This is a genomic window from Streptomyces sp. KR55 (assembly GCF_052245645.1).
Taxonomy (GTDB): Bacteria; Actinomycetota; Actinomycetes; order Streptomycetales; family Streptomycetaceae; genus Streptomyces; species Streptomyces flavusporus.
In genome coordinates, this window is the sequence record NZ_JBQQCE010000066.1 from 17,481 (window position 1) to 28,423 (window position 10,943).

At 69.7% G+C, this 10,943-nt stretch carries 13 protein-coding genes, 1 tRNA gene and 2 pseudogenes; 4 read left to right on the forward strand and 12 right to left on the reverse strand.

What is annotated here, in order from left to right; translation table 11 throughout:
• Nucleotides 1–17 precede the first annotated feature (17 nt).
• On the reverse strand, nt 18–515 hold the full coding sequence (locus ACTWQJ_RS12485) for a MarR family winged helix-turn-helix transcriptional regulator (RefSeq protein WP_443306699.1): 498 nt from the start codon (nt 513–515) through the stop codon (nt 18–20).
• Between the two features lie 198 nt (nt 516–713).
• Here ACTWQJ_RS12485 and ACTWQJ_RS12490 point away from each other — a divergent pair, with 198 nt between their 5' ends.
• The gene (locus ACTWQJ_RS12490) at nt 714–908 is read left to right on the forward strand and encodes a hypothetical protein (RefSeq protein ID WP_443306700.1); all 195 of its coding nucleotides are present in this window, start codon (nt 714–716) and stop codon (nt 906–908) included.
• Nucleotide 909: 1 nt separating this feature from the next.
• On the opposite strand, the gene ACTWQJ_RS12495 is transcribed toward ACTWQJ_RS12490, so the two are convergent.
• From ACTWQJ_RS12495 to ACTWQJ_RS12535, 9 genes are all read right to left on the reverse strand, one after another.
• Complete coding sequence (locus ACTWQJ_RS12495; protein WP_443306701.1) at nt 910–1,659, reverse strand: hypothetical protein; 750 nt, start codon at nt 1,657–1,659, stop codon at nt 910–912.
• Between the two features lie 39 nt (nt 1,660–1,698).
• Entirely contained in the window at nt 1,699–2,634 is a 936-nt protein-coding gene (locus tag ACTWQJ_RS12500; protein ID WP_443306702.1) for an RNA polymerase sigma factor SigF, read from the reverse strand.
• A 484-nt stretch (nt 2,635–3,118) separates the two neighbouring features.
• Complete coding sequence (locus ACTWQJ_RS12505) at nt 3,119–3,964, reverse strand: RNA polymerase sigma factor SigF (RefSeq protein ID WP_206306856.1); 846 nt, start codon at nt 3,962–3,964, stop codon at nt 3,119–3,121.
• A gap of 148 nt (nt 3,965–4,112) precedes the next feature.
• The gene (locus ACTWQJ_RS12510) at nt 4,113–4,406 is read right to left on the reverse strand and encodes a Dabb family protein (RefSeq protein WP_409471042.1); all 294 of its coding nucleotides are present in this window, start codon (nt 4,404–4,406) and stop codon (nt 4,113–4,115) included.
• The gene (locus tag ACTWQJ_RS12515; RefSeq protein WP_129798666.1) at nt 4,403–4,582 is read right to left on the reverse strand and encodes a hypothetical protein; all 180 of its coding nucleotides are present in this window, start codon (nt 4,580–4,582) and stop codon (nt 4,403–4,405) included. The genes ACTWQJ_RS12510 and ACTWQJ_RS12515 overlap by 4 nt, the downstream gene beginning before the upstream one ends.
• 167 nt (nt 4,583–4,749) lie before the next feature.
• Nucleotides 4,750–4,834 (reverse strand) — tRNA-Ser (locus ACTWQJ_RS12520).
• 67 nt (nt 4,835–4,901) lie between these two features.
• Nucleotides 4,902–5,387: a nucleoside deaminase gene (locus tag ACTWQJ_RS12525; protein ID WP_443306703.1), complete on the reverse strand. Its 486-nt coding sequence runs from the start codon at nt 5,385–5,387 to the stop codon at nt 4,902–4,904.
• A 56-nt stretch (nt 5,388–5,443) separates the two neighbouring features.
• The gene (locus ACTWQJ_RS12530) at nt 5,444–5,980 is read right to left on the reverse strand and encodes a tRNA adenosine deaminase-associated protein (RefSeq protein WP_443306704.1); all 537 of its coding nucleotides are present in this window, start codon (nt 5,978–5,980) and stop codon (nt 5,444–5,446) included.
• A gap of 303 nt (nt 5,981–6,283) precedes the next feature.
• Nucleotides 6,284–6,514, reverse strand: coding sequence for a hypothetical protein (locus ACTWQJ_RS12535; RefSeq protein ID WP_224737178.1), 231 nt, complete (start codon nt 6,512–6,514; stop codon nt 6,284–6,286).
• Between the two features lie 96 nt (nt 6,515–6,610).
• On the opposite strand from ACTWQJ_RS12535, the gene upp reads away from it, so the two are divergent.
• Nucleotides 6,611–7,246, forward strand: a complete 636-nt coding sequence (gene upp / locus ACTWQJ_RS12540; RefSeq protein WP_129798663.1) for a uracil phosphoribosyltransferase — start codon at nt 6,611–6,613, stop codon at nt 7,244–7,246.
• A 220-nt stretch (nt 7,247–7,466) separates the two neighbouring features.
• Here upp and ACTWQJ_RS12545 read toward each other — a convergent pair whose 3' ends face one another.
• The gene (locus tag ACTWQJ_RS12545; protein WP_443306706.1) at nt 7,467–8,081 is read right to left on the reverse strand and encodes a LytR C-terminal domain-containing protein; all 615 of its coding nucleotides are present in this window, start codon (nt 8,079–8,081) and stop codon (nt 7,467–7,469) included.
• Between the two features lie 134 nt (nt 8,082–8,215).
• Nucleotides 8,216–8,512 (reverse strand): type II toxin-antitoxin system VapB family antitoxin, encoded by a 297-nt coding sequence (locus ACTWQJ_RS12550; RefSeq protein WP_004943146.1) that lies wholly within the window; start codon nt 8,510–8,512, stop codon nt 8,216–8,218.
• A gap of 105 nt (nt 8,513–8,617) precedes the next feature.
• On the opposite strand from ACTWQJ_RS12550, the pseudogene ACTWQJ_RS12555 reads away from it, so the two are divergent.
• Nucleotides 8,618–9,821, forward strand: a pseudogene (locus ACTWQJ_RS12555) (helicase HerA-like domain-containing protein); the annotation flags it as partial.
• A gap of 35 nt (nt 9,822–9,856) precedes the next feature.
• Nucleotides 9,857–10,894: pseudogene (locus ACTWQJ_RS12560) on the forward strand (MFS transporter); the annotation flags it as partial.
• Nucleotides 10,895–10,943 lie beyond the last annotated feature (49 nt).

A 10,943-nucleotide genomic window follows, 5' to 3' on the forward strand; every position in this document is an offset into this window, starting at 1 on the left:
CTTATCTCTTACGTCTCTTACGTCTCGTGCGTGCTTGCGGATGTACGGGGCGTCGGGTCGACGGGAGGGGCGGAGCGGGCGGTGGACCGGCAGTCGCCGAAGCTGGTCCGGAGCCGGGTCATGAGCCGGATGAGTTCGCCGACCTCGTCGTCGGTCCAGTCGCTCAGCCGGTCGGCCAGCAGGTCGGTGCTCCGCCGGGACAGCTCGTCGAGCTTGGCGCGGCCGGTCGGGGTCAGGCGCAGGATGCGCGAGCGCTTGTCCGCCGGGTCGGGGGAGCGTTCGATCCAGCCCCGCTCCGCGACATGGGTGACATGACGGCTGGTGACCGACATGTCGACGGCCAGCAGCTCGGCGAGCCTGCCGATGCGCATGTCGCCGTGGCGGTCGAGCAGCGTCAGCACGGCGGCCGAGCCGCCCGGGCAGTCGGTCGGCAGAATCCGGGCCATCTCCCGCTTCACGGCCCCGACGCCAGTGAGCTGGCGGGCCAGCTCCTGGTACTGCGCCTGTTCGGCCATGGCATCTCCCGTATTTGTTGCTTAGAGCAACCATAGGACTGGTTGGTTGCCACAGGCAAACTAAATCGGGTGTACGGGACATAAAAACTTGGCAAAGGCAAGTATTGGCGGGTGTAAAGACGATCAGGCGGGGCTTGCTCCTGCCGCCGCGAACCCCGCACTTGGGCAGCTCCGACGTTTTCGCTAGGGTCTCGGGCCATGGCCAACACCCAGAACCCCCAGGGCAACCACGACCCCGCCGGCAGCACCCAGATGTTCCGCGCGTTCGTCGACGAGGGCCCTCAGACCCGGCAGCAGGCGGCCGCCCCGGCGGGTCCCCGCCTCGGCCTGATCATCGGCATCGTGGCCGCCGTCGTGATCGTCGCCGCGGTCGCCTGGCTCGCGCTGAAGTAGTTCACTCCCATCGCACGTCGACGTCCCGCGTCTCGATGTGCATGCCGAGCGGCACCCGCCACGCGTCCACGCACACCGTCCAGGTCTCTTCCATCCGTGCGCCGGCTCCGATCGGCGCCGGAAGTTTCCCGCTCGACTCGACCGTCCCCCAGTCGATGCCGAGCGCGCCGATGATGTGCGTCCCGAAGGTCACCGTGCCCGAACGCACCGCGGTTCCACCGGTGTTGTGCAGAGCGAGGGTCACTTTCTCGCACCAGCGCTTGTCGGTGGCCTTCCGCACGGGCTCGCCCACACTCAGCGCGGCCGGCCCCTGGGGTGCCGTACGAGTGGGGGAGGGCGTCGGAGCCGGTGAACCCGCCTCCGTAGGACTGGAATGCGCGTCGGCGCCCGAGGGTGCGTCGGCGGCCGGCCTGCTGTGATCGCCGCTCGTGGGGGCGAGGCCGCTGTCCGCGTTCGGCGCGCTGTCCGGCGACGGCTGCCCTGAACTTCCCCTGCTGGCAGAAGGGTTGGCCGAGGGACTGTCCTCGCCCTCGCCCGCCGCCTCCGCTCCGTCGAGGGGCACCAGCCGCACGCCACCCGTCGGCTCCGCCGCCGTACGCCCGGACGGGCCTCCGCCCGCGCCGACCGCGACGTATCCGCCGTCCGCGCCGCCGCCTCCATACCCGGCGAGTACCGCACCGATGCAGACGACGGCCGCCGACGCACCGATCACGGCGCCCCGGCGGCCACGGGTCCAGGTCGCTGGAAGCATCGCGCCATAGTGGCTGACACTCCGTCAAATAGGAAGTCTTCAGTCGGAGATGAGCCCCTCACGCAGCTGGGCCAGGGTCCGGGTGAGGAGCCGGGAGACATGCATCTGGGAGATGCCGACCTCCTCGCCGATCTGCGACTGGGTCATGTTGGCGAAGAAGCGCAGCATGATGATCCGCCGCTCACGGGGCGGGAGCTTGGCCAGCAGCGGCTTCAGGGATTCGCGGTACTCCACGCCCTCCAGCGCCGTGTCCTCGTAGCCGAGCCGGTCCGCCAGCGAGCCCTCGCCGCCGTCGTCCTCCGGGGCCGGAGAGTCCAGGGACGAGGCGGTGTAGGCGTTGCCCACCGCGAGGCCGTCGACGACGTCCTCCTCGTAGACGCCGAGGACGGTGGCGAGTTCGGTCACGGTCGGGGAGCGGTCCAGCTTCTGGGACAGCTCGTCGCTGGCCTTCGTCAGGGCAAGGCGCAGCTCCTGGAGCCGGCGCGGCACACGCACCGACCACGACGTGTCCCGGAAGAACCGCTTGATCTCGCCGACGACCGTGGGCATCGCGAACGTCGGGAACTCCACGCCCCGTTCGCAGTCGAACCGGTCGATGGCCTTGATCAGGCCGATCGTGCCGACCTGGACGATGTCCTCCATCGGCTCGTTGCGGGAGCGGAAGCGGGCAGCCGCGTAGCGCACGAGGGGGAGATTGAGCTCGATCAGGGTGTCCCGGACGTACGCGCGCTCCGGGCTGTCCTCGTCGAGCGCGGCGAGCCGCAGGAACAGGGAGCGGGAGAGGGTGCGGGTGTCGATGGACTCCGAGGCCGGCGGGGCCGGGGTGGGCGTGGCCTCGAGGGCCGGGGCCGGCGTGGCCTCGAGGGCCGATACGTCGTTGAGGGCGCCGATGGCGTCGAGCGCGTCGAGAGCCTCCGGCGCTGCCTCGCTCTTTGTGAGCGTCAGCACCTTCGAGCTGCCCTGGTCTGCGGACATGCCACCCCCTTTGGGTCGCGGGACGGTCGCGGCGAACGCTCCCGATGAGGAACGTCAGCCTTCACCTGAATACCGGCGCCGGGGCACCGGCAAACGCTCTTCCCGCAGAATGTCACATGTCGGCAACACGCTGTAGAGACATGTCGACACATGAGATGCGAATCCGCCCTGGAAGAAGGGGGTCTGACGGTTCTTCGGCACAAATTCGACGGCATCGGCCCTGGTGAGCGATTCGCCCGTGCTGGTGATGCCTCGATCCCCCTTTCGGTTGTGCGCCGGTTCGATTCACGGCGGCAGGGTGATCCGCCTGAGCGGGCTCGGCGCACTCAGGTGCGGTTCGGCAGCGCCCCAAAGGGGCGCGGGGCTGTATCGATATGCGGCTCCTCCCCCACTCTCGGCTGCGCTCGAGCGGGGGGACCCCCACCGTGGGCGCGACCAGCCACAACGCACCCGCAGATGCAGTACCGCACCCCCAGCGGAGCGCCTACGCCTCGATCCGGTTCGCCGAACGCAGCCGCTGAAAACTCCGCGCAAGCAGCCGCGACACATGCATCTGCGAGACCCCGAGTTCCGCACTGATCTGCGACTGGGTGAGGTTGCTGTAGTAGCGCAGCAGCAGAATCCGCTGCTCGCGTTCCGGGAGCTGGACGAGCAGATGCCGGACCAGGTCGCGGTGCTCGACCCCGTCGAGGGCGGGGTCCTCGTAGCCGAGCCGGTCGAGCAGGCCGGGCAGGCCGTCGCCCTCCTGGGCCGCCTCCAGCGAGGTCGCGTGGTACGACCGTCCGGCCTCGATGCAGGACAGCACCTCGTCCTCGGTGATGCGCAGCCGCTCGGCGATCTCGGCGGTCGTCGGGGTGCGCCCGAAGGCGGTGGTCAGGTCCTCGGTCGCGCTGTTGACCTGCACCCACAGCTCGTGCAGCCGGCGCGGTACGTGGACCGTGCGGACGTTGTCGCGGAAGTACCGCTTGATCTCCCCGACGACGGTCGGCATCGCGAAGGTCGGGAACTGCACGCCTCGGTCCGGGTCGAAACGGTCGATGGCGTTGATGAGCCCGATGGTGCCGACCTGGACGACGTCCTCCATGGGTTCGTTGCGGGACCGGAAACGGGCGGCCGCGTAGCGTACGAGCGGAAGGTTGGCCTCGATCAGCGCCCCCCGCACCCGGGTGTGTTCCGGCGTGCCCGGCTCCAGCTTCTTGAGCTCGGCGAACAGAACCTGGGTGAGTGCCCGTGTGTCGGCGCCCCGGCTGCGCTGCGGCGCGGCCTCCTCCTCGGGGGGTGCTTGAGGCGCAGTACTGGCCGACACGGTCAACTCCACCTCATGGTCCATCAACACATCCGTCAAAAGCGGTCATAGCATCACAAGACATGTGCACCGTGTGCAAGCACCGCATAACGCCGTGTTGATGGCAAGTTGGGGCATAAGACGCATGAGAGCCCCCCGCCGTTCCGGCGGAGGGCTCGGAAGTCCGTGGGCCTCAGATCTCGTAGTCGGCGATCACCCAAGTGGCGAACTCCCGCCACAGGGCGACGCCCGCCTGGTGCGCCGGATGCTCCACATAGCGCTTGAGGGCGTCCTGGTCGTCGACGGCCGAGTTGATCGCGAAGTCGTACGCGATGGGCCGGTCGCTGACGTTCCAGCCGAGCTCCCAGAAGCGCAGCTCCTCGATCTGGTCGCCGAGGGCCCGGAAGGCCTCGACGCCCTGCACGACGCGCGGGTCGTCACGCTCGACGCCCTCGTTGAGCTTGAAGAGGACCAGGTGGCGGATCATGACTCTCCTCCGTTGGCGACCCAGGTCATGAAGTCACCGATGGCCTTGGCGGCGTCCGATATGCCCTCGAACCCTATCTGGACGTAGTCGGCGGCCTTGGACGGGTCCGTGATGATCACGTAGAGCGCGAAGACCACAAGCACATAGACGGCGATCTTCTTCGAATTCACCGCCACTGCGGCCTCCCCTGTGCCTGCTGCGCCTGATGGGACCCCTGTTGCCGGCGGTGAGTGTAACTTCACGTCGTATTTGACGACCAACGCCTCGCCGGGCGGGATCCGTTGTCCTGGCATGTCCCGGCATGCACGAAGGGCCCCGTCTGACGACGGGACCCTTTCTCGAGCGGTAGCGGAGGGATTTGAACCCTCGGTGACTTGCGCCACACTCGCTTTCGAGGCGAGCTCCTTCGGCCGCTCGGACACGCTACCGAGGGAGACCTTACAGCAAGGTGGGGCATGGTCCGAAATCGGTATTCGGGCCTGCCACGGCGGTCGGTCAGCGGTCGCGGAAGAAGTCGGTGAGCAGCCGGGCGCACTCCTCGGCGAGCACGCCCTCGATCACCTCGGGGCGGTGGTTGAGCCGCCGGTCGCGTATGACGTCCCAGAGGGAGCCGGCCGCGCCCGCCTTGTCGTCGCGGGCGCCGTAGACGACGCGGTCCACGCGGGACTGGACGATCGCGCCCGCGCACATCGTGCAGGGTTCGAGGGTGACGACGAGGGTGCAGCCGGTCAGCCGCCATTCGCCCGCCCGTCTCCCACCACCACCCTTGCCGGAGGCGCTTCGCGCCGCTGATTCTCTCAGCTTCGCCGCCGCACGGCGGATGGCGAGGACCTCGGCGTGCGCGGTCGGGTCGCCGGTGGCCTCGCGTTCGTTGTGCCCGGTGGCCAGCACGGTCGTACCGTCGCCGGACAGCACGACCGCGCCGACGGGGACGTCGCCGCCGCGGACGGCCCGTTCGGCCTCGTCCAGAGCGTGCCGCATCGCGGCCCGCCAGCGGTCGCGTACCGGGTCGGGGAACCGTGCGGTGTCGGGCGGGGTCAGCGGACGGTCTCCAGGACCTCCGAGGCGCCCAGGGACTCGGCGATCGAGGTCAGGGCGTCCTCCGAGAGCGACAGCAGCTCCTTCTCGCTGACGCCCAGGTCGTCGAGGACAGCGGTGTCACCGACCGGGCCGTGCGGCACGGCCTCGGCGGAGCCGCCGTCGCCGACGTCCGCGTCGGCGTCGTCGTCGGGTTCACCGTCCTCAGTGCCGTCGAGGTCGAGGGAGTCCAGGTCGGCGCTGTCGTCGCCGGGCTCCCTGCCGAGCAGCTCGTCGGTGAGCAGGATCTCGCCGTAGCTGCTGCGGGCGGCTGCGGCGGCGTCCGAGACGTAGATCCGAGGGTCGTCCTCGCCATCGATGCGGACGACGCCGAACCAGGCGTCCTCCTGCTCGATCAGGACGAGCACCGTGTCGTCGTCGGGAGAGGCTTCCCGGGCCAGGTCGGCCAGATCCGACAGGGTCTCCACATCGTCGAGCTCTGTGTCGCTCGCTTCCCACCCGTCTTCGGTGCGCGCGAGCAGTGCGGCGAAGTACACCGTGACTCTCCCACTGGTCAGAGGCGTGCCGGTTGGGGGTCCCCCCGGCGGAGGCTGCGGGCGGGGAGAGCTCGGGCTCCGAGTCCCACCCACTCGGAATCGTGGCAGAAACAAGGCGCTCAGGGGACGTCTTCGGCTCCCTGTGTCCGGCAGTTTTGATCGCATGTCCGTGAACGACTCACCAGCACACTCGTTGCCGCCACCTGCGGATCGTACGCGGCTTTCGAGGTCGGCCCCGCATGTCCACTCCCACAACGACCGTGCGGGGCGCGGATCTTCCCGCCGCCGGCCCGGGCAGTGGATCTACCAGCGGAACGTTCGCATGCGCATCGCGTGGCGCAGCCGGGCCGTCTTGGCGCGCCGGGGCTGGACGCGGTCACGAAGTTCTCGCGCTTCGGCGAGTTCGCGCAGGAACCGTGCCCGGCGCCGTCTCCGCTCGGCGTCGGTCTCCTGCGGCGTCGCGGCCGTGCGCCGTCCGGCGGAATCCCGGTCCCCCGGAGTGTCGCCCTCGGGCAGGTCAGGCAGGTCAGGCATAGGCACACCACCCCTATCCGTCCCTCCCACCTTCCCCCGGACGGGGGGTTTGACGCCAGGGCGTGGCGGCCACGAAGCGCGGCTACTGTTGGGGGCATGCGTCTCCACGTCGTCGACCACCCACTGGTCGCCCACAAGCTCACCACGCTGCGCGACCAGCGCACCGACTCCGCGACCTTCCGCCGTCTCGCCGACGAGCTGGTCACCCTGCTCGCCTACGAGGCCACGCGCGACGTGCGCACCGAGCAGGTCGACATCACGACGCCGGTCGCCTCCACCACCGGCGTGAAGCTCTCCCACCCGCGCCCGCTGGTGGTGCCGATCCTGCGGGCCGGCCTCGGCATGCTGGACGGCATGGTCCGGCTGCTGCCGACCGCCGAGGTGGGCTTCCTGGGCATGATCCGCAACGAGGAGACGCTGCAGGCGTCCACGTATGCCACCCGCATGCCGGAGGACCTCTCCGGGCGGCAGGTGTACGTCCTGGACCCGATGCTCGCCACCGGCGGCACGCTGGTCGCGGCGATCCAGGAGCTGATCAAGCGCGGCGCCGACGATGTGACCGCGGTGGTGCTGCTGGCCGCCCCGGAGGGCGTCGAGCTCATGGAGCGCGAACTGGCGGGCACCCCGGTGACGGTGGTGACGGCATCGGTCGACGAGCGCCTCAACGAGAACGGCTACATCGTGCCGGGCCTGGGCGACGCCGGGGACCGGATGTACGGGGCGGCCGAGTAGGCGCCGACGGGGACGCCCTGGGGGCGCGGGGCTGTATCAACATGCGACTCCGCCGCGATGGGGGTCCCCCCGCTCATGGGGGTCCCCCCCGCGCGAGCGAAGCCGAGCGTGGGGGAGAAGCCGAGAGTGGGGGAGAAGCCGAGAGTGGGGGAGCGACCAGCCACAATGGACCCGCAGCCGCCGCACAACCGCACCCCTACGGTGCTACTGCTACCGCTTCTCAGCAGCTCTTCTTCGACGCGGTGGGCGTCGGCTCCGGCTTGGCCAGCGCGGCCAGCGCCGCGGTGGCGTCCGCCTGCTTCGTCAGCCCCTTGAAGCCGTTGCCGAGGATCAGGTCGACGGCCGGGCCCTTGCGTCCGGCGTCGGTGCGGCGTTCGGCGGTGGTGAGCTGGGTGGCGAGGACGGGCAGCGAGGTGTTCAGGGACGCGGTGGGGCCGAGGAGTATGCCGGTGCCGCCGACCTTCTTGTCGAACTCCTTCGGCGCGTTGCCCACGTCGCCGATCCTGAAGCCACGTTTCTTCAGTTCGTCGGCGGTCTGCTTGGCGAGGCCGCTGCGGGTCGTGGCGTTGAGCACGTTGACGGTGATCGCGCGGGGCTCGGGCAGGTCCCTGGCCGCGCTGGGCGAGGGGCTCGCCTCGGTCGCGCAGTCCGCCTTGGGGCCGGCGGCCGAGGCCTTGTCGCCGCCGGTGAAGACGTCGACGAGCTGGAGGGTTCCCCAGCCGAGGACGCCGAGCACGGCGACGGAGGCGGTGACGAGGAGTACGAGCCTGCCGCGCCGCCGGGGCGGGCGCATCCGCGGGTACTTGTCCCCCGTGATGCGGTACTGGCCGCCCATTCCGGGGGGAGTCAGCATGCTCATGGGCGCAGCGTAGTGCGCCCGGGCGGCAATGCCTACTAGATGATCATTCGACGCCGCTCAGGAGAACCCGAAAGGGCCAAGCCGTTGCCGGCGGGTGCCTTGGGCGGGCCTCAGTCCAGCTCGAGCACGCGTGCGTGCAGCACCTGGCGTTGCTGGAGGGCCGCCCGCACCGCGCGGTGGAGGCCGTCCTCCAGATACAGGTCTCCCTGCCACTTCACGACGTGCGCGAAGAGGTCGCCGTAGAACGTCGAGTCCTCGGCCAGCAGGGTCTCGAGGTCGAGCTGCTGCTTGGTCGTCACGAGCTGATCGAGGCGGACCGGGCGCGGCGCGACGTCCGCCCACTGCCGGGTGCTTTCCCGGCCGTGGTCGGGGTACGGCCGGCCGTTTCCGATGCGCTTGAAGATCACACGGAAAGCCTACCGGTCAAGACGTTCCGGGCGCAGCCATGGCGCCGGAGTGCGACGCTGGAAAAGATGCTGTAAAGCGGGGCGAACCGGAAACTGGGGTCTGACATGAGCGACAGCGAGACCATGCCCGCGGCCACCACACCCGAAGCACCGGGCAGCGCTCCCGCCCTCCCGCAGGAGGCCCTGAAGATCGCTGTAGGCTACACCTTCACCGGACCGGCCCTCGATCTGGGCGCCCTGCTGTGGGACGGCACCTGCCTGCCCGACGCCCGGATCCGCATCCCGCTGTCCATGCTGAACCGGCACGGCCTCGTCGCGGGTGCCACCGGCACCGGCAAGACCAAGACGCTCCAGCTGATCGCCGAGCAGCTCTCCGCGCAGGGCGTGCCCGTCTTCCTCGCCGACATCAAGGGCGATGTCTCCGGGATCTCCGCGCCGGGGCAGCCGAACGACAAGGTGCGTTCCCGCGCCTCGGAAGTGCACCAGCAGTGGACGGCGACCGGCTTCCCGGCCGAGTTCCACGCCCTCGGCGGCATCGGCCACGGCATCCCGGTCCGCGCCACCGTCACCAGCTTCGGCCCGGTGCTGCTCGCCAAGGTCCTCCAGCTCAACCGGACGCAGGAGCAGTCCCTCGGCCTGATCTTCCACTACGCCGACGGCAAGGGCCTGGACCTGGTCGATCTCAAGGACCTCAGGGCGGTCGTCGCCTTCCTGACCTCCGACGAGGGCAAGGCGGAGCTGAAGAACATCGGCGGGCTGTCCACGGCCACGGCCGGGGTGATCCTGCGTTCGCTGACCGCGTTCGAGGCGCAGGGCATGGGCGACTTCTTCGGGGAGCCGGAGTTCGACACGGCCGAGTTCCTGCGGACGGCGCAGGACGGGCGGGGCCTGGTGTCGGTGCTGGAGCTGCCCGCCGTACAGGACAAGCCGCAGCTGTTCTCCACCTTCCTGATGTGGCTGCTGGCCGATCTGTTCCATGACCTCCCGGAGGTCGGGGATGTCGACAAGCCCAAGCTCGTCTTCTTCTTCGACGAGGCGCATCTGCTGTTCAACGACGCGTCCAAGGCGTTCCTGGACTCGATCACGCAGACCGTGCGGCTCATTCGCTCGAAAGGGGTCGGGGTGTTCTTCGTGACGCAGACCGCGAAGGACGTGCCCTCCGACGTCCTCGCCCAGCTCGGCAACCGTGTCCAGCACGCCCTGCGCGCCTTCACCCCCGACGACCAGAAGGCCCTGAAGGCCACGGTCCGGACGTTCCCGGAGTCCGCCTACGACCTCGAGGAGCTGCTCACCGGCCTCGGCACCTTCGCCGTCGGACTTCTGCCGACGTACGACCAGATAGGCATCTGGGCCGCGGTCATCCTGGTGCTGGTGCGCCTCATCCAGGGCTTCGGTGTCGGCGGTGAGCAGGGCGGCGCCGTTCTGCTCACCGCGGAGGCCGCCCCGCCGGCCAGACGGGGCTTCTACGCCAGCTTCGTCCAGCTCGGCTCCCCGGCCGCCTACCTCATCCCCACGGGGCTGTTCGCCCTGCTCACCACCCAGCTGTCCGACGAGGCCTTCCTGGCGTGGGGCTGGCGGATCCCCTTCCTGCTCAGCGCGCTGGTCGTGGTCATCGGCCTGTTCATCCGGCTGCGGATCAACGAGTCCGAGACCTTCAAGGCCGCGAAGGACACGCAGGCGGCCCAGACCGCGCCGGTGAAGCTGCTGCTGCGGAACAACCGCCGCGAGGTGTTCGGCGGACTGTTCACCAAGTTCGTCGAGGCCGCGGTCTTCCCCTTCTACACCGTCTTCCTCGTCGCATACGCCAAGGACCAGGGCGTCGACTCCGGCATGGTGCTCAACGCGGTCCTGATCGCGGTCGGCGCCGAGCTGGTCATGATCCCGCTGCTGGGCCGGCTCACCGACCGCGTCGGCAGGCGCCCGGTCTACCTGGCCGCGGCGGTGCTGAACCTGCTGCTGGTCGTCCCCGCCTTCAAGGCGATCCAGACCGGCAACATGGCCGTGATCGTGTTGCTGCTGATCGCCGGCCTGGCCTTCGGCCACGCGGGCACCTACGCCCCGCAGGCCTCGTACTTCCCCGAACTCTTCCCCTCGGTCGCCCGCTACAGCGGCATCTCGATCGTCTGGCAGTTCGGATCGATGCTCGCCAGCGGCCCCTTCACCGTGGTGGCCACCGCGCTGCTGCTGGCCGGCGACGGCTCGTTCACCTGGGTCGCCGTGTACGTCGCTGCCCTCATCGCGGTCAGCATCGTGGCCCTGTGCTTCATGCCGGAGACCGCGCCCGGCCGCCGCGGCGGCAAGGAGTACGCGCACTGGCCGCAGGTCACTCACGACACCACGGCGAGCGAGGAGACCGCGCCGATCGGCGCCGGGCGCCACTGACCGACAGTTCAGCACCAAGCCGCGCCGCCGGCACCCCCACAGAAGACAG